Raw genomic sequence first — 21,271 nt, 5'->3', positions numbered from 1 at the left:
CGGTTGACAGCGCTGCGAGACCCGTTACCTCGCGGCTCATGTCAGACACTTCCGATATTGGCAGCCGTCATGTCACGGTCAGCGGTGCGCCCGAAGGGTTTGACGCCACGGTCATCCTGCGCGAACTGGAAAAGACCGGTGCGCCGGTCGTCCATGTTGCGCGCGACGACAAGCGCATGGCGGCGATGCGCCAGGCATTGGCATTTTTCCAGCCTGGTCTGCCGGTCATCACGTTTCCCGGATGGGATTGCCTGCCGTACGACCGGGTTTCGCCCAACGCGGATATCTCGGCGGTCCGGATGGCGACTCTGGCCGGTCTGGTCCACGGCATGCCGAAGCGTTTTGTCCTTCTCACGACGCTCAACGCGGCCACCCAGCGCGTGCCTGCCCGTGAGATCCTGCGCGAGGCCGCCTTCACCGCGCGGGTCGGGGACAGGGTGGATGAAGCCGGGCTTCGCAACTTCCTCGTGCGGATGGGCTTCGTGCAGGCGCCCACCGTCACCGAACCGGGCGACTACGCGATCCGGGGCGGTATCATCGACATCTTCCCGCCGGGTGAAGGTGGCCCCGTGCGCCTCGATTTCTTCGGCGATGTCCTCGACGGCGCGCGCCGCTTCGACCCAGCCACCCAGCGCACAACGGAAAAGCTGGACCTCGTCGAGCTTGCGCCGGTCTCCGAGATTATCCTCGATGATGCCGCGATCATGCGCTTCCGCCAGAACTACCGGCTGGAGTTCGGCGCGGCAGGCACCGACGATCCGCTCTACGAGGCCGTGAGCGCCGGAAAGAAACATGCCGGCGTCGAGCACTGGCTCCCGTTCTTCCACGAAATGCTGGAAACCCTGTTCGACTACCTGCCCGGAGCGAGTTTCGTCCTCGATGATCAGACCGGCCCGCAAAGACAGGCGCGTTGGGAAAGTATCGCCGACCAATACGATACCCGCCGCGAGGCGATGACGGCAAAGGGGCGAGTGGATACGGTCTACAAACCGGCACCGCCCGGCCTTCTCTACCTCGACGATGCCGCCTGGACGAAGGCGACCGCGCGATGCCGGGTCATGGATTTGAACGTTCTTCCCTTGCCAACAGGGCCCGGTGTCATTGATGCCGGCGGCCGCATTGGCCGCAATTTCTCTCCTGAGCGCCAACAGGAATCGGTCAGCCTCTTCGGTGCGCTGGCCGCTCATATCGACACCCGCCGCAAACAAGGGCGGGTCATCGTGGCCTCTTACTCCGAGGGCGCGCGCGAGCGCCTTCAGGGCCTGATGGACGATCAGGGCCTGGCCGGAACAGAGACGATAACCGACTTTCGGGATGTGCCCGAAGGCAAGGGCGGCGTCTTCCTGGCGGTCTGGGCGCTGGAGCATGGGTTCGAGGGCAGGGACGGGCTGACGGTCATCTCCGAGCAGGACGTTCTCGGCGATCGCCTGATCCGGGCTCCAAAGAAGAAGCGCCGCGCCGAGAACTTCCTGACCGAGGCGCAAACCCTGACCCCGGGCGATCTCGTCGTCCACGTCGACCACGGCGTCGGGCGTTACCACGGGCTGGAAGTGCTGGACGTGATGGGCGCGCCGCACGAGTGCCTTCACCTGGAGTATGCCGAGAAAGCCCGGTTATACCTGCCGGTCGAAAACATCGAACTCCTCAGCCGGTACGGCCATGAGGAGGGATTGCTCGACAAGCTGGGCGGGGGCGCGTGGCAGGCCAAGAAGGCGCGCCTGAAAGAGCGAATTCGCGCGATCGCAGACAAACTGATCCGCGTCGCCGCGGAACGCCATCTGCGCAAGGGCGCGATCCTGACCCCGCCCGACGGCATGTGGGACGCATTCTCGGCCCGTTTCCCCTACGAGGAAACCGACGACCAGCTGCGCGCCATCAACGATACGCTCGACGATCTGGCCTCGGGTACCCCGATGGACCGGCTGATCTGCGGCGATGTCGGCTTCGGCAAGACCGAGGTCGCCATGCGTGCCGCCTTCGTCGCCGCCATGTCCGGCGTTCAAGTCGCCGTCATCGCGCCGACGACCCTGCTTGCGCGCCAGCACGCCAAGAGCTTCCGGGACCGTTTTCGGGGCTTCCCTCTCGAGGTGCGTCAGTTGTCGCGCTTCGTCTCTGCGAAACAGGCATCCGAGACGCGGGCAGGGCTGGCCGACGGCACCGTCGATATCGTCGTCGGCACCCATGCGGTGCTGGCAAAGCAGGTGCGCTTCAAGAATCTCGGCCTCCTGATCATCGACGAGGAACAGCACTTCGGCGTCAACCACAAGGAACGGCTGAAGCAGTTGCGCACCGACATCCATGTGCTGACGCTGACGGCCACGCCGATCCCGAGAACACTGCAGCTTTCATTGACCGGCGTGCGCGATCTCTCGATCATAGGCACGCCGCCCGTCGACCGCCTCGCGATCCGCACCTATGTCAGCGAGTTCGACACGATCACCATCCGCGAAGCTCTCCAGCGCGAACACTATCGCGGCGGCCAATCCTTCTTCGTGGTGCCGCGCATTGCAGACTTGCCGGAAATGGAAAATTGGCTGCGCGATCAGGTGCCGGAGGTCTCATACGTCGTCGCCCATGGGCAGATGGCAGCGGGCGAACTCGATGACCGGATGAACGCATTCTACGACGGCAAGTACGATGTGCTGCTCGCCACGACCATCGTGGAATCCGGTCTGGATATTCCGACCGCCAACACCATGATCATTCACCGCGCCGATATGTTCGGCCTCGCACAGCTTTACCAGATCCGCGGCCGGGTAGGGCGCTCGAAGACCCGCGCCTATGCCTATCTAACGACCAAACCACGTCTGAAGCTGACGCCTCAGGCCGAGAAACGGCTGCGCGTGTTGGGCTCGCTCGACAGCCTCGGCGCCGGTTTCACTCTTGCCAGCCAGGATCTCGACTTCCGCGGCGCAGGCAATCTACTTGGCGAAGAGCAGTCGGGGCACGTCCGCGAGGTCGGCTACGAACTCTACCAGTCCATGTTGGAAGAGGCGATCGCCAACATCAAATCCGGCCAGCTCGAAGGTCTCAGTGAGGCCGACGACCAGTGGGCGCCGCAGATCAATCTCGGCGTCCCTGTCCTGATCCCCGAAGATTACGTCCCCGATCTGGACGTGCGTCTGGGATTGTATCGCCGCTTGTCCTCGCTTCACACCAAGGTCGAACTCGAGGGTTTCGCCGCAGAACTGATCGACCGCTTCGGGAAGTTGCCGAAGGAAGTGAATACGCTTTTGCTGGTCGTGCGCATCAAGGCCGAATGCAAGAAGGCTCATATCGCGCGTCTCGATACTGGCCCCAAGGGCGCGACGATCCAGTTCCACAACGACAAATACCCCAACCCGGCAGGGCTCGTTGACTTCATCAAGGATCAGCGCGGGCTGGCCAAGGTCAAGGACAACAAGATCGTCGTGCGTCGCGATTGGTCAAAGACCAAGGACCGCGTGCAGGGGGCGTTCGCAGTCGCGCGCGATCTGGCGGAAAAGGCCAGCGGAAGCTGACGCCTAGCGTCCGCGGTTATGAGTGCGGGCGTAAAGCTCGGCCACCATGCGGCTGGCCGTCTTCTCGAAGAGGCAGGGAGCGACCGCGTGAACCATGGCCGCAAATCCTGCGGCGAACAGCTTCAGCGAAAATCCGGCCGCGAACCGGGCGTGCTGGGCATATGTCTCATCGACGCTGGACGGGTGATCCAGAAACAGGCGTGCGAGCATCATTCTCTCTCCTTTGCTTGGTGATGGATTTCGCACAACGGACCGGAGATTATGTCCCAAAGATACGGCTCATTGCGGATTAAATGGGATAAATGTACCATAAAGTTATGAATGATGTGACAATCGATGAAATCGATCGCCGAATCCTGAGCGAGTTGCAGCGCGATTCCGCGCAACCGCTCGAAACACTTGGCGATCGCGTGGGCCTCAGCCGGAATGCCACATGGCGCAGGGTGCGCGCGCTTGAGCAAGCCGGGGTAATCCGCTCAAGGGTCGCGCTCCTCGATCCCGACAAACTGGATCTCGGGTTGACCGTCTTCATTCAGATCCGCACCAACCGGCACGACCCCGCCTGGCTCGAAACCTTCGCGGCGACCATGCGCGATATGCCGGAGATCCTCAGCGCCTATCGCATGACCGGCGATCTCGATTACCTCGTTCGGGCCCGCGTCGCCGACATGCCAGCCTATGACCGGCTGTATCAGCGGCTGATCCGTAAGGTCGAGGTTTCGGACGTGGCCGCATCTTTCGTCATGGAAGAATTGAAGGACACAACGGCTCTGCCGCTCTGAGCGTCAGCCGTGGGCCGTTTTGCGCCCCATCGCAAGCCAGATCAACGCGCCGCCCGCGAGCATCAGGAACGGCGCCATTGCCAGGTTTACTGCCGTCCAGCCTTCGACGGCGGAACCGCCTGAACAGTTCATCAGCCCGCCCGATGCCAGAGAGGCCATCGTCACGCCTCCGAAAACCAGCATGTCGTTCAACCCCTGCACGCGGCCGCGTTCCTCGGGCGCATGTGCACTGGCCAGCATCGTGGTTGCGCCGATGAACCCGAAGTTCCAGCCGATCCCAAGAAGTACCAGCGCAACGAAGAAATTCTCAAGCTCCGTGCCCGACAACGCGACGGCGGCGGCGCAGGCCAGGATGAAAAGTCCAGTCGCAACGATCGGTTTGGTGCCGAATTTGGCGATCAGGTGACCCGTGAAGAACGACGGCACGAACATCGCCAGCACGTGGGCCGATACGATGTCGGCGGCGTTGTTCGTATCATACCCACAGCCGACGACGGCCAGCGGAGTCGAGGTCATTACGAGGTTCATCAACGCATACGAGACCATGGCGCAGATGATCGCCACCAGAACGACCGGCGACTTGAGCAGTTCCAGCCGCGACCGGCCGGATGGGGCGTCGGGATCTGCGCCAAGAGGGGCCGGGAAACGAAGCAGCGGAAAGAGCAGGAAGCCGCAAAGGTTGAGCCCGATCACCGCTAGGTAAGTCCCGACGAAGGGCACAACCATCGCATCCGCCGTGACCTTGACCAGTTGCGGGCCGATGATCGCGCTGACCAGACCGCCAGCAAGGACATAGCTGATCGCCTTGGGGCGAAACTCCTCGGACGCGGTGTCGGCGGCGGCAAAACGGAAGAACCCCTGCGAAGACAGGTAGATGCCGGTCAGCAGCGACCCGGAAAGGAACAGCCAGAAATTCGCCATGTAGAGCGCCAGAGCGCCAACAAGCGCACCGATGGCCCCAGATCCGGCTCCTAGGAAAAAACCAGCGTGCCGCCCGAAGCGCTGCATGATGGCCGAAACCGGTGTGGCCGCCAGCATCGAGCCGAGAACGACCATCGTGATCGGCAGCGTCGCAAAGCAGACGTTGGGCGCAAGCGTCTGTCCGGCCAATCCGCCGATCGTGAAGATCATCGGCAGTTGTGCGCCCAGAACGGCATTGCACGCCGCAAGAACGAGAACGTTTCTTCTCGCGATTCTATCGCTGTCTGTTTCGACCATGAGATCCGCGTATCCACCATTTCGTGCCGAGACAAGAACCCTAAGTGCGACTCATTGCGCGCTTTTTTTGATCCGCTTCTGCGTTGCGTTCGTATCTCTGTAAAATTTTGTCCCCAATCCCATGGGGCCAAGAAAAAGCGGAGGACAGGATCCCGTGAGGCTGCTCTTGATTGCAGGAGCTGACGAGGCGCGTCACATCGCCCTCGCTCTTTGGCGTGAACCCGGATTTTCCGTTACCGTATCTGTGTCCCGGGCAGGCATGCGACCGGAGAGTTTCGGCTGGCCCGTCCGCATTGGCGGCTGGAACGATGATGCGGCGTTCGGACACTGGATCGAGACCGAGGGTTTCGATGCCATGATCGATGCCAGCCATCCATTCGCGACAGACATGTCGGCTCGTGCTGCGCGCGTGGCAAAGAGTCTTGGCATTGACCATATTCGATTCCTGCGTCCGGCTTGGGTGCCGGATACCAGCGACAGATGGGTTTTCCTGAACTCCGAGGACGAGGCGCACGAGCATATCCCCCTCGACACCAACGTTTTCGCCAGCGTTGGACGATCCGACCTGGGTCCGCTACGCAACCTCGATGGAAGACGCCTCTATTTTCGGGTGACCGAATGGCCGGTCGGACGGTTTCCCCTCGAAGGCGGAGACTTCCTCTTCAGCCCCGGACCCTATACCGTGACATCCGAGCGGCGTCTTCTGAACCGCCTTGGGATCCACTGGATCGTAGCCAGAAACACCGGAGGAGCAGGCAGCTGGCCGAAAATCGAGGCAGCACGGGATCTGGGGATACGCGTCGCGCTGGTGCGGCGTCCGCCCCCGCCGGACGGCCCTCGGGCAACGACGGTGGCCGAGACATTGGCTTGGGTCCGGCGCAGGATGTAACGCGCGCGGTCGGCCGTGTCATCCAGGGGCCGGATTGCATCGCCGAGGGTGCGGCGCATCTCTCGGATATCGAGCCTCGGTTCCGGCGTGCGCTCGATCAGACCGGTACGCTTCCCCTCAGATTGCGCAAGGACGGATTCCCCGCGCTTCTGGACGCCATCGTCAGCCAGCAGGTTTCCGTTGCGGCCGCCGATGCGATCTGGGGGCGGCTCAGGAATGCTGGCCTGACTGGCCCACGCAAACTCGCTTCTGCCACGGACGAAGACCTGCGGGCCTGTGGATTGTCTCGCCAGAAGATCCGCTACGCACGTGCGCTGGCCGAAGCGAATATCCGCTATTCCAGTCTGCGGGACATGCCGACAGACGAGGTCATCGTCACGCTGACCGAGGTGCCGGGTATCGGCCGCTGGACGGCCGAGATCTACGCCATGTTTTCCCTCGCGCGCGCAGACGTGTTCGCACCCGGGGATCTCGCATTGCAGGAATCGGCAAGGCTGTTGTTCGAATTGCCCGCAAGGCCGTCGGAAAAAGCCCTTCGCGAGCTCGCGGAGGCGTGGTCCCCCTGGCGGGCGGTTGCGGCGCGGCTGCTCTGGGCCTACTACCACGTGGCCAAGGAACGGGAAGGGATCAGATGAGTGACTTGAACTTCAAACGGCGTGGGTCCACGTCCGGCGCGGATTCCTCGGTTGTCCTTTTCCTTCACGGGTATGGCGCCGACGGGGCCGATCTTCTGGGGCTCGCCGAGCCGCTTGCGCCGCATTTGCCGGACACCGTCTTCATCGCATGCGACGCTCCGGAACGGTCCATGGCCAATCCGATGGGGTTCCAGTGGTTCCCGATCCCCTGGATCGACGGTTCTTCCGAAGTGGCGGCGGCCGAAGGAATGCGCCGCTCTGCGAAGTTTCTCGACGCCTTCATCGACAAGGTGCTGGCCGACGAGGGTCTCGCGCCCGAGAACCTGATCCTGTTCGGTTTCAGCCAGGGCACAATGATGAGCCTGCACGTGGCTCCGCGCCGTGTCGATCCAATCGCGGGCATCGTCGGCTTCTCCGGACGCCTGATGTTTCCCGATGCGCTGGCCAGCGAAGCGCTGTCGAAACCGCCTGTGATCCTGATCCACGGCAACGCCGACGACGTCGTTCCCTTCCAGGAGATGCAGATCGCCGGGGAGGCGCTGCAGGACGCCGGTTTCGAGGTCTATGGCCATGTCATGCAGGGCACGGCCCACGGCATAGCGCCCGATGGCCTGTCGGTGGCGCTGTCGTTCATGCGCGAACAACTGGACGCCTGACGCGCGCAGGCTGTGGATTGCCGTCATCCGCATGTAACGAAATCGTCCTAGGCCTGTCTCCGGCCATGAGCAAATCATGGGGCTTGCCAGCCCGGCAGCGCCATATATAGTCCAAGAAAAGCCGGGGCGGGTCGTCCCCGCTCTGGTGCCAAAGATGCAGGCGAACCGGGCGGAGACGGAGTCATTGATGGACGGCGATTTCAGAACGAGTTTTGTACGTGAACCAAGCAGCCTTCGGCACAACCCGGCGCTTGTGCTGAACGCTGACTACCGGCCCTTGTCCTATTACCCCCTGTCGCTCTGGCCCTGGCAGGAAGCGGTGAAAGCCGCCTATCTCGACCGGGTCCAGATCCTCGCCGAATATGACGATGTGGTCCGAAGCCCGTCGACCGAAATACGAATACCGTCGGTCGTCGTCCTCAAGGAATACATCCAACCCCAGAAGCGCGTGGCCTTCACGCGCTTCAATCTTTTTCTGAGGGACGGTTTCTGCTGCCAGTATTGCGGAGCGAAGGGCGATTTGACCTTCGACCACGTGGTGCCCCGCGCAAGGGGCGGGATCACCAGTTGGGAAAACGTGGTTGCCGCCTGCGCCAAATGCAACCTCAGGAAAGGCTCGAAATCTCTGAGCCAGGCGGGCATGACGCTGCGCCGCCCGCCGCGACAGCCCGGCGCCGAAGAGCTTCGCAACCATGGGCGCAAGTTCCCGCCCAACCACCTGCACGAAACTTGGCTCGACTTCCTCTACTGGGATGCCGAGCTGGAAGAGTGACGAAGCGCGGATGAGCGATCCTTTCTTTACACCCGTTTCCGGTTTCGATCTCCCGCGTTTCGCTGGTGTGCCGACCTTCATGCGCCTTCCGCACGTCCCGCCCGGACATCCCCGTTTCGCCGATGTTCAGATCGGCCTTGTCGGCACGCCCTGGGACAGCGGGACCACCAACCGCCCCGGTCCCCGCCACGGCCCCCGCCAGTTGCGCGACGCCTCCACGATGATCCGGGCCCAGCACCCCGTCACCCGGCAACGCCCCTTCGAAGCCTTCAACTGTGCCGACCTCGGCGATGTCGGCCCGAACCCGGCCAGCATCACCGACACGCTCGACAGGATCACTTCCTTCTACAACGACCTGAAAGATAACGGAATTCGCCCCCTGACAGGTGGCGGCGACCATCTCTGTTCCTTGCCCATCCTTCGGGGCATCGCCACGGACGCGCCCCTCGGCATGATCCATTTCGACAGCCACACCGATCTCTTCCACAGCTATTTCGGCGGCGAGATGTATACCCACGGCACGCCATTCCGCCGCGCCGTCGAAGAAGGGCTGCTCGACCCGAAGCGGATCGTTCAGATCGGCATCCGGGGCACAATGTACGAAACCGAGGACCTCGATTTCGCCGCCAGCGTGGGTGTGAGGATCGTCCGGATTGAAGAGCTGTTCGAACGTGGCATCCCGGATGTGATGGCAGAGGCCCGCGAGATTGTCGGGACCGCACCGGTCTATGTCAGCTACGACATCGACTTCGTCGATCCGGCCTTCGCACCGGGAACCGGCACGCCCGAGGTCGGCGGACCCAATTCCTTCCAGGCGCTCGAAGTCTGCCGCCATCTCCACGGTCTCGATATCCGGGGCGCGGATCTTGTCGAGGTGTCGCCACCATTCGACGCGACCGGAGCGACCGCATTTCTCGGCGTTTCAATCATGTTCGAACTGCTCTGCGCGATGACCGCTCTTCCGGAAACCTGAACCCGGACGGCCCTTTCTCTTGGCAGAAATACTTCGGGGGTGAGCCGCGTCTGCGCGGCGAGGGGGCCGGCCCCGTCAGGCCGAACAGCTGGCGCCGCCCAGAACGCAGAATTTTGCGCAATGGGGATGGTTCAGCCGCACGGGGCGTTCAGCCTCCTCCAGCGTCTCGCCCAGCTCGAACTCGGGGCTGTAGGGCAGAAGCGTGCAGGCAAGAACCGCGGGCCGCGCAGCACCCTTGCGCTTCACGACCATCCGCGAAGAGGCGCACATCACGTCATCCGGAGACTTGTTCAGAATTCCCCAGCAGGCGGTGGTGATTTCGGGCACCTCGACGGCAGCGTCCATCTCGGGAAACAGAACGGTTTGGCCGGGATTCGCCGCATCGATCGGGAATCCCTCGCGCTCGAACAGATCGGCGTATCCGCGCCGCGCCGAGGTATCGCTTTCATGCCAGAGCGCGCGTCCGGCGACAGCCATGCGGAAACCGGCGTCTCTCAGCCAACGCATGCCGTCGATGGTTTTCCCGAAGGCACCCTTGCCACGTTCCTCGTCATGCCGCGAAGCGTCCCAGTGATCGAGAGACACGCGCAGCGTCAGCCTGTCGCTATGGCTGTCGCGCAGCGCCAGCAATCCTGCTTTCACGGACTTTCGCATCATCGGACGCATGGCATTGGTCAGGATCAGCACCTCGTACCCGCGCTCCAGCGCACGCCGGGCCATCTCGATCATCTCCGGGTTCATGAAGGGTTCGCCGCCGGTGAACCCGATTTCGCGCACGCGCCAGTCGCGTTCGTTCAGCTGATCCAGAAAATAAGATACGTCGTCGGCGGACAGATAGACGAGGCGATCATTGCTGGGTGAAGATTCGATATAGCAATTGATACACTCGATGTTGCACAATGTGCCGGTGTTGAACCAAAGCGTCTCGGGATGCGTCAGGCGGACTTCCGCGCGCTCCTCACCTTTGGCGGTCACAAGTGGATCAAGGAATTTTCCCCGGTTTGCGTCCTGCTCGATGGAGTCTTTCATGAATTCTCTTTCTCTTCCCCGGCCTTTAACTAGGTCAGAAGAGTTCGTGTGGAAAAGAGAAACCGACACCACGTGACAGAGATGTGATCTTGTCGTCAGAACTGGACTTATTCGCACAACGGGCCTATGCCGGCGACGAAAACTATGTTAGCGGTAACGCCGCGAACGCAAGGGCTGGAGGTTTATCATGGTCTCGCGCGTTATTCCGGTCGATACATTCGACCTCGTGATCTTTGGCGGCACGGGCGATCTGGCCCGCCGAAAGATCCTTCCCGGACTGTTCCGGCGCTTCCAGTCCGGACAGATGCCTGAAGACAGCCGGATCATCGGTGCTGCGCGGGCCGATCTCGACGATGCGGGTTACCGGGCAGTGGTCAAGGGCGCGCTGGAAGAGTTCATCGAGAAGGGTGACCGGCCGACGAACGTGGTCAAGGAATTCCTCGAGGCGATCCACTATGTGCAGATCGACGCGACCGGATCCGCAGGCTGGCCCGAACTGTCGAAGCTGTTGCGCGCCGGCGTGGTCCGGGCGTTCTATTTCTCGGTTGCGCCCTCGCTATTCGGGGCACTGGCCGAAAGGCTGCACGAATACAAATGCGCGGGCGAAAGCTGCCGTATTGTCGTGGAAAAGCCATTCGGACGCGATCTCGAAAGCGCGCGTGCACTGAACAAGACCCTGCGTGACCATTTTGACGAAAACCAGATCTACCGGATCGACCACTATCTCGGTAAGGAAACCGTCCAGAACCTGATGGCCGTCCGCTTCGGCAACGTTCTGTTCGAACCTCTCTGGAACGCCCAGTACGTGGATCACGTTCAGATCACTGTTGCCGAAACCGTTGGTGTGAATGGGCGGGCTGATTACTACGACAAGTCCGGCGCGATGCGCGACATGGTGCAGAACCACCTGATGCAGCTCCTGTGCCTGATCGCGATGGAGCCGCCCTCTCGCTTCGATCCCGACGCGGTGCGCGACGAGAAACTCAAGGTGATCCGCGCGCTGGAACCCGTGGAGCCTTCCGATATCGTGCGTGGTCAGTACGCCTCCGAGAAGAAGGGAGAGAGCTATCTCGACCAGGTCGGTTCCGACAGCATTACCGAGACCTTCATCGCGATGAAGCTCCAGGTGTCGAACTGGCGGTGGGCCGGGGTGCCGTTCTATCTCCGCACGGGCAAATGCCTCAAGGCGCGCGCCTCCGAGATCGCCATCGTCTTCAAGGACGCGCCGCATTCGATCTTCGGGCAGGAACTGGGCCACCACCGGAACATCCTCTCGATCCGGCTTCAGCCGAACGAGGGCATTACCCTCCGAGTGACCATCAAGGAACCCGGCCCCGGGGGCATGCGTCTTGTGGACGTCCCGCTCGACATGTCGTTCAAAGACGCGCTTGGTCCCGATGCCGATGTCGCGCCCGAGGCATATGAACGGCTGATCATGGACGTGATCCGTGGTAACCAGACATTGTTCATGCGGGGTGACGAGGTCGAGGCCGCCTGGGCCTGGACCGATCCGCTGATCGAAAGCTGGACGGAGCGGGGCGACCGACCAAAGCCTTACGACATCGGCTCGACCGGTCCCGAGGACGCGGCGGTTCTGATGCACCGCGAAGGCCGTAGATGGAGGGAGATCAAGGCGTGAACCTTGTCGAATACCCCGATGCCGAAATGATGATGATCGACCTCGCGAACCAGATCGCAGGGGAATTGGGGACGGCCTTGCGTCAACAGGAGACTGCTTCACTTGCCGTTCCCGGCGGAACCACCCCCGGCCCGATCTTCGACGCGCTCTGCGACGCCGATCTCGACTGGAGCCGCGTGCACGTCATGCTGACCGACGAGCGCTGGGTGCCCGAGGATCACGAACGCTCGAACACCCGGCTTCTGCGTCAGCGTCTGCTGGTCGAACGCGCGTCAGACGCCGTCTACGTGCCGCTTTACCGCGATACATCCACGCCGGAAGAGGCGCTGGACGACCTGAGCGACAGTATCGCCGCGGAACTGCCGCTTTCGATACTCCTTTTGGGAATGGGGGCCGATATGCACACGGCCTCGCTGTTTCCCGGCGCCGACCGGCTGTCCGACGCGCTGTCCGACGACGCGCCTCCGGTGCTGCCCATGCGCGCTCCAGGAGCGCCCGAGCCACGTATCACCCTGACGGCACCCGTTCTCGCAGACGCCATGGCAATCCATGTCGTCATCACCGGCGAAGCAAAGCGCGCGGCCATCGAAGAGGCTCGCAAACTGACGCCCGAGCAAGCGCCCATCGCGCTGGTGCTCAAGACCGCCACCATTCACTGGGCCCCCTGAGCGGAGGAAATCATGGACTGGAACCGCCTGCGCGACGCCGCGGCCAAAGCCGCCGAAACGCCGATCATCGACCGCTTCAACAGCACCGACCGGGCATCGGATTTCTCGGTCACCGCCGGTGATCTTCTGTTCGACTACTCGAAAACCACGATGGACGCGGCTGGCCGCGATCTTCTTATCGCAATGTACGAAGAGGCTGGCGTTCCGGCCCGACGCGAGGCGATGTTCTCCGGCAAGAAGATCAACGAGACCGAGGGCAGGGCGGTCCTGCACACCGCCCTCAGAAACCTGTCGGGCACCCCGGTTCTCGTCGACGGGAATGACGTCATGCCCGGCGTCCTCGGAACGCTCCACCGGCTGGAGGCCTTCGCCGAAGGCGTGCGCGACGGATCGATCACTCCATCGGGCGGCCTGCCATTCAGCGATGTGGTCAACATCGGCATCGGGGGGTCGGACCTTGGTCCGGCCATGGCGACGCTGGCGATGGCTCCCTACCACGACGGCCCGCGTGTCCACTATGTGTCGAACGTCGACGGCGCACATATCAACGACGTCCTCCTGCCGCTGAATCCGGCGTCGACCCTCGTGGTCGTCGCGTCGAAGACCTTCACCACGATCGAAACCATGACCAACGCCCAGACAGCGCGGGAATGGATCGCGGCGAAAGTGGGCTACAACAATGCGGGCAGCCATTTCGCGGCGCTCTCGACCGCAGCGGACAAGACAGCAGAATTCGGCGTCGATCCGTCGCGCGTCTTCGGTTTCGAGGACTGGGTCGGCGGGCGCTATTCCATGTGGGGGCCGATCGGCCTTGGCCTGATGATCGCCATCGGCGCGCGGGCATTCCGCGCCTTCCTCTCGGGCGGCGAGGCGATGGACAGTCATTTCTGCGCTGCCGAACCGCATGAAAACATCCCCGTCATGCTGGCGCTGACCGGCATCTGGCACAACCAGGGGCTGGGATACGCCACCCGTGCGGTTCTGCCCTATGAACAGCGCCTCTCCCGGCTGCCGGCCTATCTGCAGCAGCTTGAAATGGAGAGCAACGGCAAGGGCGTCTCGATGGACGGCGCGGCGCTACCGGTTCATTCCGGACCGGTCGTCTGGGGCGAACCCGGTACCAATGGCCAACACGCCTTCTACCAGCTGATCCATCAGGGCACCCGGATCGTGCCTTGCGAATTCATGATCGGAGCCGCGGGCTTCGAAGAAGCACTGGCGCATCAGCACCAGTTGCTCGTCGCCAATTGCCTTGCCCAGTCCGAGGCCTTGATGAAGGGCCGCAGTCTCGACGAAGCCCGCGAGATCGTGCGGGGCAAGTTCGACGGCGACGAACTGGAACGCCAGGCCCGCCACCGGGTCTTCCCGGGAAACCGGCCCTCGACCACCCTGGTTTATCCCAAGCTGACGCCTTTCGTTCTTGGCCAGATCATCGCGCTGTATGAGCATCGGGTTTTCGTGGAAGGCGCCATGCTCGGGATCAACAGTTACGACCAATGGGGCGTCGAACTTGGCAAGGAACTGGCCACAGCGCTTGGCCCCATAGTGGCCGGGAAAGAAAGCGCAGATGGCAAGGATGGCTCGACCGCGCAGCTTGTAGACTACATCCTGACGCACGCAAGTTAGGCAGTGTTCTGCCTGACTTGGCGGGCCGCTCATGCACAAGTCCAAAGCCCTAGTCGAACCCGATCCGGTGTAGAAGCGCAGATTCCCCTATCGGATGGAGCTCTTATTGGGCTGCTGCGAAGACGTCCTCTCCTATGGATTCATCGCCGTGATTCTGGTGCTGCTTTACTTTCGCCTGCGGGAAATAACGGAAGGCCGAACCATGGAATTCACCCAAGACGCAGTTCAGTAACCCGTTTGGGGTGTGCCGCATGAAGAAACGTCGCCGAGTCACCTGGACACTTGCCGTGTTCTGCCTGGTCCCTTGGCTGAACAATTCCGCAAGATGCCGTGGTTGAGATAGGAAGACTGTTGCTCGGGACTTCCAGATCAGGCTCGTGGTGAAGCACGCCAAGTCCGAATTATCAGATCAATGACAAGGAACTTCCCTCACGGAAGCCTGGAACCCGAACAGGAATATCCAATTCGTATTACTGGAATCCGACCGTCTTCGCGCCGTCGCGCTCAATCATCCGCCCGACGGCTTCGGGTCGCCAGGGCAGGCGGTTGGTGCCATCCTGCGTCAGACTGACGATGACCGTCTCGCCCGTCGCCCTTTGTTGGCCGTCGACAAATACTCCATACTCCATCACGAGACTCGACGGTTTGATCCGTGTCGTGCGCAATGCGACGACATAGCACTCGCCGAAAAGGATCGGTTTCAGGTAGTCCACCAATTGACGCCTAACCACGATCTGGGGGTCGGCCTCGGAATGTGTCATCCCCGTCAGGCCATATTCCATGATGTAGCCGATCCGCGCGGTTTCGAACCAGCTGAGATATGCGGCGTTGTTGACATGATTGAGAGGATCGAGTTCGGAAAACCGGACAACGTCCTGCATTCCGAAGGGCCAGCCGGGCAATCCCGCTTCCAACATGTCAGCCGCATTAAGTGTCGCCTGTAGAACTTTCATTTCTAAGTAGAATTCCCTGTGGGGTTCTGCGTACTCCGTCGGATGAGCCACGAATTCAGGCCGCCAGACATTTTGGCATACGTTTGCCATACACTTTGCCGACGCTTTGCCGACAGGGAAAATGGTCGGATATCCGTGTGTTGGCTACCTGCTGTTGCAGGATGGACAGACTTGCCGTGCCCCCACTCGGGAGAAGAAAAGAATCCCGGTGAGCGGGCGATCCGGCGCCGTCTGGCACTGGGATGGGACAACGGTCACCGTCTCGCCCGCGCGGCGGGATGAAGGCCGCACTTCAATGTGACGAGGATTCGGTCGATCTTGGAACGGCGAAAAAATGCGTTTGTTCGGCCAATTTTCGTGCGCGTTTTCCGAATTTGTTGCGTAACCGAAGAATTGAAAATATTTTAAATCAATATCTTAATTCACCCCAATGGGACAAGGGTGCTGATCATCAAAGATCGCATTCGGCCTCGGAACCGAGCGACAGCATCGCAGCGCGAACGGCGCGGATTCTGCCTCCTGATTTCAAGAGACCAAGACGCAATCAGTTGGAGGAATGAAACGTGACCTGGAGCGGGTGAAGGGAATCGAACCCTCGTCTTAAGCTTGGGAAGCTCCTGCTCTACCATTGAGCTACACCCGCCTTCCACCACATTGAGTTAGGCGAAGCGGGTCAAACCGTCAAGCGTCAGCCCCGCCGCCGTCTCCGTCGTCCGCCACCTTCCGCATCGGTTTTCTCGCCCGTATTGAAACTTACGTGCGGCAGGCTAACTATCTGTTCCAGATGGGGAAAACTGTCCACGGCATTCGGTATGGCCGAGGCGTTGACGAAGTGCTCCTGGAACCTCGGTTCGATGGCGGTCTCAATCTTTTGTATATCCCGAACGGTTGCTTCGATTTCAGTTCTCGCTTCTCGGTTCAGCAGCGCGATCCGCGCGCCGGTTCCCGCAGCGTTTCCGGCCGATGAGACCTTGTCCAACGGGCAATCCGGGATCATGCCCAGAACCATCGCGTGCTTCGGCGAAATATGCGCCCCGAACGCACCCGCCAGAACGATCCGCTGCACCCGATCCACACCCCGCTTGTCCATCAGCAACCGTGCGCCCGAATAAAGCGCTGCCTTCGCCATCTGGATTTCCCTGATATCCCGATTGGTTACGGTGATTCCGCGCCCGTCCTCGCCGGCCTCGCGTACAAGATAGGAATAGGTGCGTCCGTCAAGAAAACACCGATCCGATCCCGTCTGCTCCGGAGAACCGATCAATCCGCTCTGGTCGAGGATGCCGGCCATGCGCATTTCTGCGACCATCTCAATGATGCCTGAACCGCAGATCCCGGTGACACCGGTCGTTGCAATAGCCGTCTCGAACCCGTCTTCGTCTGACCAAAGATCGGAACCGATCACCTTGTACCGAGGTACCTTCGTCGCCGCGTCGATCTCGACACGTTCGATCGCCCCCGGGGCAGCGCGCTGCCCCGCCGAGATTTGGGCGCCCTCGAAGGCCGGACCAGTCGGCGAAGAGCAGGCCAGAACCCCGCCTTGACGGTCTCCTAGCTGGATTTCCGCATTGGTGCCGACATCGACCACCAGCACCAGTTCTTCTGATTTTTCAGGTGCTTCCGACAGGGTGACCGCGGCCGCATCGGCCCCCACATGCCCGGCAATGCAGGGCAGGAGATAAACCGATGCCTCGGGGTGCAGTGTCAGGTCCAGACCGCGCGATGAAAGCGTCACGGCATCGGAGGTGGCAAGCGCGAACGGCGCCTGGCCAAGTTCATAAGGATCAATCCCCAGGAACAGGTGGTGCATGACCGGATTGCAGACCACGACTGCATCGAGAATGTCGTCTGTCGTAGCATTCGCCTCGGCCGCAATTTCCCCGATGAGTCGGTTCATGCCCTCTCGAACGGCACGCGTCATCTCGGCGGCGCCGCCGGTGTTCATCATGGAATAGCTGACCCGGCTCATCAGGTCTTCGCCGAACCGAATCTGGGGATTCATCAAACCGGAAGACGCGACGACCTCACCAGACGCAAGGTCACAGAGATGTCCGGCAATGGTGGTGGAGCCCAGGTCAACGGCAAGGCCAAGGACAGGACCTTCGTGAAATCCAGGCCAGACCTTCAGGATTCGGGGGCGGGCGGAGGCGCTGTCCTGGTGGACCGCGCAGGTTACCTTCCATTCGCCCCTGCGAAGGAGAGGCTGAAGAGTCGCCAGCACGGACAGTCCCGCGTAAGCGCCGGCTAACTCCCATTGTGTTTCCAAAGCCTTGGACAGTCGTTCCAGATCACCGCTCGGTTCGTGCATGTCGGGTTCTTCGACCTCGACGTAGAACAGGCGGACAGCCGGGCTCATCACGATTTCCCGTGCTTCGGCGCGCTTGCGCACCACCTGCTTGTGTACCTGGCTTTCAGGCGGCACGTCGATCACGACGTCTCCCTGGATGGTCGCCTGGCAGCCCAGCCTGCGGCCTTCGATGAGGCCACGCTTGGACTTGTAGCGCTCTTCAACGGCATTCCATGCGCTCAGCGCATCGGCCGCCACGTTAACTCCGTGTTTCGAGAACTCGCCGTATCCTGGCATAACCTGACATTTCGAGCAGATGCCACGACCGCCACAGACCGAGTCAAGATCGACACCAAGCTGTCTTGCTGCCGTCAATACGGGCGTTCCGACCGGAAATCTGCCACGCTTGCCAGATGGTGTGAAAATTACGAGTGCGGTATCGCTCATGTGTCGGTCCTGCCTATTCGGCGTGAACATAACGTTTTGTTTGAGCAGGGAAAGCCTGTCAGCGTCCGTATTTCGCCAATGCGCGGCATTGTCCCGACAGTCGAGGGTCAGAAAACCGGATCCTTAAAGGCAGAACCATGAGGTAACTGGCAAAATGGCTAGCGCCATGACTTCAATCGCCGCAAAGTTTCCGAAGCGACGGGAAGACCCCCGCAATGAAGGCATTGCGTCTCTGTAGCCAATCAACGCCCTTGGGGATCAGGAGACTGATACCTGTCTCGATACAGGGCGCGAAAGGCACTGCCATCCTCTCGCGTTCACGCGCATTGCGCCCGTGCTCTTCTTGGCCGCGCACGTCAGAATGGACTGGGCTTGCCCGGCAACCAAGGTGAAACGGGAAAACGATGCCTGCGATACGGCTTTGGGGGCTGGGCGTCAGGCGCGGCGCCGCCGCCGTCCCTCGCGTCCACCGCGCCCACCACCGCCAGGAGCGGCAACGGGTTTGTTCAGACGGATCCAGTTTCCGCCCGAAGGATCGTGATCGTTAAGGAAATCGGCGGCGCGGATAGAAAGGATTTCTTCCGAAGCCACGCCGGTTTTCGGACCGATGCCAAGAAGTGGTCCGAGTTTCGCGAGGTCGATTTCGTCAGGAACCACGATGCCATGGGCCTGGAGTTGAAGGATGCGTTCGCGCACAAGATCCTCGTCGCTGGACAGCCCAACCAGGCCTCTAAGCGCCTTCGGATCTGCTTCAGCGGGAATTTCGAGCCCCAAGGCGCGCAACTCATCGAGCCGTTCACTAACCGATTTCAGCGTCTTCGGCATCGCAACAGGATTCATGATCGCACTCGTCATGCCGTGCGATGCGGCCATAGCCAGGAATGCATTGTTGATCCCATGCCGGTTGGGCAGGCCGAACGAGATGTTCGATGCCCCACAGGTGGTGTTCACTCCCAGTTCCTCGCGCAGGCGGCGCACGAGTGTAAAGACCTGAACGCCTGCTGTCGCCATCGCGCCGACCGGCATTACCAGAGGATCGACCACGATATCATGCGCCGGAATCCCGAAATCGGCGGCGCGCTCGACGATCTTCTTCGCCACCGCAAAGCGCACATCCGGGTCCTCGCTGATGCCGGTATCGTCATTCGAGATTGCGACGACGGGCACGTTATACTTCTTCACCAGCGGCAGAACCACCTCGAGGCGCTCTTCCTCGCCTGTCACCGAGTTCAAGAGCGGGCGGCCCTCCGCCGCTGCCAGACCAGCCTCCAGCGCGCCGGGCACCGACGAGTCTATGCAAAGCGGGACATCGACAAGCCCCTGAACCAACTCGATCATTTTCCGCATGAGTGGCGGTTCGGTCTCGTTGGGGTTGGGGTTAGAGTTGTACACCACCCCTGCGTTCACATCGAGCACTTGGGCGCCGCAGGCTACCTGCTCGAGCGCATCTTTCTCTACAGTCGAGAAATCTCCGGCCTCCAGTTCGGCTGCAAGAAGCTTACGGCCAGTAGGGTTGATCCGCTCACCGATCACGCAGAACGGTTCATCAAAGCCGATGACAACGGTTTTGGATTTTGACTCGACAACGGTCCGGGTCATGCAAAGGCTCCTTCGAGGGACGAGAGGTGGCGCGCAAGCGCTGGGTCATTGAAGTCGGAAATGGCGAACAACGCGCCATGAGCGACAAGAGCGTCCGCGGACAAACTGCTGGTGATCGCGACAACATCGATGCCTGCCGCACGGGCAGCCTGGATGCCGGTTGGACTGTCTTCGAATACCAGCGCTTCATGTGCCGCAATGTTCAGTGCGGCCAGCGCCGCAAGGTACAACTCCGGGTGTGGTTTGCCCCGCTTTACATCGTTGGACGAGCCGGCGTGGTCAAAGGCGGCGGCCAAACCAGTCGCATTCAAGACAGCGTTCAAGTTGGCACGAGGTCCATTGGTGACCGCTCCGATTTTCATGTTGGCAGCTCGCGCACGTGCGATCAGGTCCCGTGCTCCCGCCATCGGTTCAATCGTGTCGCCCAGGCGCTCGCGGTAAGCGGCTTCCTTGGCGAGATCCATTTCGATGGGATCGGCGTCTGGGAGAAGTTCGGTGAATGTCTCGGTATTGAGCCGTCCATGGATGCGTTCCATGTAGTCCGACCGCGTGATGGTGACGCCTCTCTCGGCAAGGAAATCCATGAAAACGGCAATATGGATTGGGTCGCTGTCGACCAGCGTTCCATCGATGTCGAAGAGAAGCGCCTTGAGTGTCACTGCGCCGCCTTGGCCGCGCCCTGGCTGCCCCGCGACTTTGCCCACTCCGCGCAGGTCTTGATCCCACCAAGAGGGAACAGGTGGACATGTGTAATGGCGAAGTCGGGGTTTGCGGCCTTGTAGGTTGCCAGCCCCGAGACCACATCATCCGGCTCATAAGGAAGGACAAGCTTGGTGACGTCCATCGCACGCTTCTGCAGAACGCGCAGTGACGGGCCCACGCCGCAGGCGACCGCGAACTTGATGAGGGTCTGAAGCTTTGCCGGACCGGCGATGCCGATATGGATCGGAAGCTGAATTCCCGAAACCTGGACGTCGTTTGCCCATTTGATGATCGGATCGGCTTCAAATGCGAATTGAGTCACGATCGCCATATCGGCATCCGTGCGCTCGTTGAACGCGTTTTTCCATTTCAAAGCGGCATCCACATTGGCGCTGCCGCCCTTGGGATCGATGTCGCGATTGCCCTCCGGATGTCCCGCAACATGCAGGCGTTTGAAGCCCGTTTTGTCAAACAGGCCCGTTTCCATGAGTTGCATGGACGAATGGAAATCTCCGGCCGGTTCGGTCACGCCGCCGGCAAGAAGGAGGGCCTGCGTGATGCCGGCTTCTCCCTGATAGCGGGCGATCCAGTCGCCTAGTGTGGCCTGATCCTTGATGATGCGGGCAGGGAAGTGCGGCATGACCTGAAATCCGTCCGCCGAAAGGCGCTTTGCGGTCGCGACCATGTCATCGATCGGAGTGCCCTCGATATGCGCGATGTAGACCCGCGTTCCCTCCGGAAGAATGGCGCGGAAATCTTCCACCTTTTCGGCAGTGCGCGGCATGACTTCGATAGAGAAGTCGTTAAGGAAATCTGCGACCTTTGTATCAACCCGATGGGCCTCGTCGGTCTTCCTTCTGAAGTTCAAAAGCGCCATGAAAGCTTTCCCAATTTCG

General features: G+C 61.3%; 19 protein-coding genes and 1 tRNA gene. 11 read left to right on the top strand and 9 right to left on the bottom strand.

Going from position 1 to position 21,271, the window contains the following annotated elements; translation table 11 throughout:
* Positions 1–38 precede the first annotated feature (38 nt).
* Positions 39–3,500, top strand: coding sequence for a transcription-repair coupling factor (gene mfd, locus ACKLNI_RS07220; RefSeq protein ID WP_413718384.1), 3,462 nt, complete (start codon positions 39–41; stop codon positions 3,498–3,500).
* A gap of 3 nt (positions 3,501–3,503) precedes the next feature.
* On the opposite strand, the gene ACKLNI_RS07215 is transcribed toward mfd, so the two are convergent.
* On the bottom strand, positions 3,504–3,713 hold the full coding sequence (locus ACKLNI_RS07215; RefSeq protein WP_413718383.1) for a DUF6356 family protein: 210 nt from the start codon (positions 3,711–3,713) through the stop codon (positions 3,504–3,506).
* Between the two features lie 104 nt (positions 3,714–3,817).
* Between ACKLNI_RS07215 and ACKLNI_RS07210 the strand changes: the two genes are divergently transcribed.
* Positions 3,818–4,282: an Lrp/AsnC family transcriptional regulator gene (locus ACKLNI_RS07210; RefSeq protein ID WP_413718382.1), complete on the top strand. Its 465-nt coding sequence runs from the start codon at positions 3,818–3,820 to the stop codon at positions 4,280–4,282.
* Between the two features lie 3 nt (positions 4,283–4,285).
* On the opposite strand, the gene ACKLNI_RS07205 is transcribed toward ACKLNI_RS07210, so the two are convergent.
* Positions 4,286–5,500, bottom strand: a complete 1,215-nt coding sequence (locus tag ACKLNI_RS07205) for an MFS transporter (protein ID WP_413718381.1) — start codon at positions 5,498–5,500, stop codon at positions 4,286–4,288.
* Positions 5,501–5,654: 154 nt separating this feature from the next.
* Here ACKLNI_RS07205 and ACKLNI_RS07200 point away from each other — a divergent pair, with 154 nt between their 5' ends.
* The 5 genes from ACKLNI_RS07200 (at position 5,655) to ACKLNI_RS07180 (ending at position 9,425) form a co-directional block, all read left to right on the top strand.
* A complete protein-coding gene (locus ACKLNI_RS07200; protein WP_413718380.1) occupies positions 5,655–6,389 on the top strand; it encodes a precorrin-6A/cobalt-precorrin-6A reductase in 735 nt (244 codons plus the stop codon).
* A complete protein-coding gene (locus ACKLNI_RS07195) occupies positions 6,368–7,024 on the top strand; it encodes a DNA-3-methyladenine glycosylase family protein (RefSeq protein ID WP_413718379.1) in 657 nt (218 codons plus the stop codon). The genes ACKLNI_RS07200 and ACKLNI_RS07195 overlap by 22 nt, the downstream gene beginning before the upstream one ends.
* The gene (locus tag ACKLNI_RS07190; RefSeq protein ID WP_413718378.1) at positions 7,021–7,680 is read left to right on the top strand and encodes an alpha/beta hydrolase; all 660 of its coding nucleotides are present in this window, start codon (positions 7,021–7,023) and stop codon (positions 7,678–7,680) included. Before ACKLNI_RS07195 ends, ACKLNI_RS07190 begins: the two co-directional genes overlap by 4 nt.
* Positions 7,681–7,867: 187 nt before the next feature.
* Entirely contained in the window at positions 7,868–8,452 is a 585-nt protein-coding gene (locus ACKLNI_RS07185; RefSeq protein WP_413718377.1) for an HNH endonuclease, read from the top strand.
* Between the two features lie 10 nt (positions 8,453–8,462).
* Positions 8,463–9,425 (top strand): agmatinase, encoded by a 963-nt coding sequence (locus ACKLNI_RS07180; protein WP_413718409.1) that lies wholly within the window; start codon positions 8,463–8,465, stop codon positions 9,423–9,425.
* A 75-nt stretch (positions 9,426–9,500) separates the two neighbouring features.
* On the opposite strand, the gene ACKLNI_RS07175 is transcribed toward ACKLNI_RS07180, so the two are convergent.
* Positions 9,501–10,454, bottom strand: coding sequence for a radical SAM protein (locus ACKLNI_RS07175; protein WP_413718376.1), 954 nt, complete (start codon positions 10,452–10,454; stop codon positions 9,501–9,503).
* A 187-nt stretch (positions 10,455–10,641) separates the two neighbouring features.
* Here ACKLNI_RS07175 and zwf point away from each other — a divergent pair, with 187 nt between their 5' ends.
* Genes zwf through pgi form a run of 3 tightly spaced genes read left to right on the top strand, consistent with a single transcriptional unit; the run spans position 10,642 to position 14,387 of the window.
* Entirely contained in the window at positions 10,642–12,093 is a 1,452-nt protein-coding gene (zwf, locus tag ACKLNI_RS07170) for a glucose-6-phosphate dehydrogenase (protein WP_413718375.1), read from the top strand.
* Positions 12,090–12,761 (top strand): 6-phosphogluconolactonase, encoded by a 672-nt coding sequence (gene pgl / locus ACKLNI_RS07165; protein ID WP_413718374.1) that lies wholly within the window; start codon positions 12,090–12,092, stop codon positions 12,759–12,761. Before zwf ends, pgl begins: the two co-directional genes overlap by 4 nt.
* A gap of 12 nt (positions 12,762–12,773) precedes the next feature.
* Complete coding sequence (gene pgi, locus ACKLNI_RS07160; RefSeq protein ID WP_413718373.1) at positions 12,774–14,387, top strand: glucose-6-phosphate isomerase; 1,614 nt, start codon at positions 12,774–12,776, stop codon at positions 14,385–14,387.
* A 470-nt stretch (positions 14,388–14,857) separates the two neighbouring features.
* Here the strand turns inward: pgi and ACKLNI_RS07155 are convergent, their stop codons facing one another.
* Positions 14,858–15,340, bottom strand: a complete 483-nt coding sequence (locus ACKLNI_RS07155) for an acyl-CoA thioesterase (protein ID WP_413718372.1) — start codon at positions 15,338–15,340, stop codon at positions 14,858–14,860.
* 278 nt (positions 15,341–15,618) lie between these two features.
* Between ACKLNI_RS07155 and ACKLNI_RS07150 the strand changes: the two genes are divergently transcribed.
* Positions 15,619–15,900, top strand: coding sequence for a hypothetical protein (locus ACKLNI_RS07150; RefSeq protein ID WP_413718371.1), 282 nt, complete (start codon positions 15,619–15,621; stop codon positions 15,898–15,900).
* Positions 15,901–15,909: 9 nt separating this feature from the next.
* Here ACKLNI_RS07150 and ACKLNI_RS07145 read toward each other — a convergent pair.
* From ACKLNI_RS07145 to ACKLNI_RS07125, 5 genes are all read right to left on the bottom strand, one after another.
* A tRNA-Gly gene (locus tag ACKLNI_RS07145) sits at positions 15,910–15,983 on the bottom strand.
* Positions 15,984–16,028: 45 nt separating this feature from the next.
* Positions 16,029–18,074 (bottom strand): ASKHA domain-containing protein, encoded by a 2,046-nt coding sequence (locus ACKLNI_RS07140; RefSeq protein ID WP_413718370.1) that lies wholly within the window; start codon positions 18,072–18,074, stop codon positions 16,029–16,031.
* A gap of 435 nt (positions 18,075–18,509) precedes the next feature.
* Positions 18,510–19,673 carry a dihydropteroate synthase gene (locus ACKLNI_RS07135; protein WP_413718369.1) on the bottom strand — a complete coding sequence of 388 codons (1,164 nt, stop codon included), beginning with the start codon at positions 19,671–19,673 and terminating at the stop codon, positions 18,510–18,512.
* A complete protein-coding gene (locus ACKLNI_RS07130) occupies positions 19,670–20,332 on the bottom strand; it encodes an HAD family hydrolase (RefSeq protein WP_413718368.1) in 663 nt (220 codons plus the stop codon). Before ACKLNI_RS07130 ends, ACKLNI_RS07135 begins: the two co-directional genes overlap by 4 nt.
* Entirely contained in the window at positions 20,329–21,252 is a 924-nt protein-coding gene (locus tag ACKLNI_RS07125) for a methylenetetrahydrofolate reductase (protein WP_413718367.1), read from the bottom strand. Before ACKLNI_RS07125 ends, ACKLNI_RS07130 begins: the two co-directional genes overlap by 4 nt.
* Between the last annotated feature and the right edge of the window lie 19 nt (positions 21,253–21,271).

Source organism: Silicimonas lutimaris, assembly GCF_047314965.1.
Lineage (GTDB): Bacteria > Pseudomonadota > Alphaproteobacteria > Rhodobacterales > Rhodobacteraceae > JAVJUV01.
This window is presented reverse-complemented; position numbering and strand designations above follow the sequence as displayed.

What these genes read in the sequence shown, in the direction of transcription:
- mfd (WP_413718384.1), top strand. Translation starts at nt 39, where the DNA reads ATGTCAGACACTTCCGATATTGGCAGCCGTCATGTCACGGTCAGCGGT.
- ACKLNI_RS07215 (WP_413718383.1), bottom strand. Translation starts at nt 3,713, where the DNA reads ATGATGCTCGCACGCCTGTTTCTGGATCACCCGTCCAGCGTCGATGAG.
- ACKLNI_RS07210 (WP_413718382.1), top strand. Translation starts at nt 3,818, where the DNA reads ATGAATGATGTGACAATCGATGAAATCGATCGCCGAATCCTGAGCGAG.
- ACKLNI_RS07205 (WP_413718381.1), bottom strand. Translation starts at nt 5,500, where the DNA reads ATGGTCGAAACAGACAGCGATAGAATCGCGAGAAGAAACGTTCTCGTT.
- ACKLNI_RS07190 (WP_413718378.1), top strand. Translation starts at nt 7,021, where the DNA reads ATGAGTGACTTGAACTTCAAACGGCGTGGGTCCACGTCCGGCGCGGAT.
- ACKLNI_RS07185 (WP_413718377.1), top strand. Translation starts at nt 7,868, where the DNA reads ATGGACGGCGATTTCAGAACGAGTTTTGTACGTGAACCAAGCAGCCTT.
- ACKLNI_RS07180 (WP_413718409.1), top strand. Translation starts at nt 8,463, where the DNA reads ATGAGCGATCCTTTCTTTACACCCGTTTCCGGTTTCGATCTCCCGCGT.
- ACKLNI_RS07175 (WP_413718376.1), bottom strand. Translation starts at nt 10,454, where the DNA reads ATGAAAGACTCCATCGAGCAGGACGCAAACCGGGGAAAATTCCTTGAT.
- zwf (WP_413718375.1), top strand. Translation starts at nt 10,642, where the DNA reads ATGGTCTCGCGCGTTATTCCGGTCGATACATTCGACCTCGTGATCTTT.
- pgi (WP_413718373.1), top strand. Translation starts at nt 12,774, where the DNA reads ATGGACTGGAACCGCCTGCGCGACGCCGCGGCCAAAGCCGCCGAAACG.
- ACKLNI_RS07155 (WP_413718372.1), bottom strand. Translation starts at nt 15,340, where the DNA reads ATGAAAGTTCTACAGGCGACACTTAATGCGGCTGACATGTTGGAAGCG.
- ACKLNI_RS07150 (WP_413718371.1), top strand. Translation starts at nt 15,619, where the DNA reads ATGAAGGCCGCACTTCAATGTGACGAGGATTCGGTCGATCTTGGAACG.
- ACKLNI_RS07140 (WP_413718370.1), bottom strand. Translation starts at nt 18,074, where the DNA reads ATGAGCGATACCGCACTCGTAATTTTCACACCATCTGGCAAGCGTGGC.
- ACKLNI_RS07135 (WP_413718369.1), bottom strand. Translation starts at nt 19,673, where the DNA reads ATGACCCGGACCGTTGTCGAGTCAAAATCCAAAACCGTTGTCATCGGC.
- ACKLNI_RS07125 (WP_413718367.1), bottom strand. Translation starts at nt 21,252, where the DNA reads ATGGCGCTTTTGAACTTCAGAAGGAAGACCGACGAGGCCCATCGGGTT.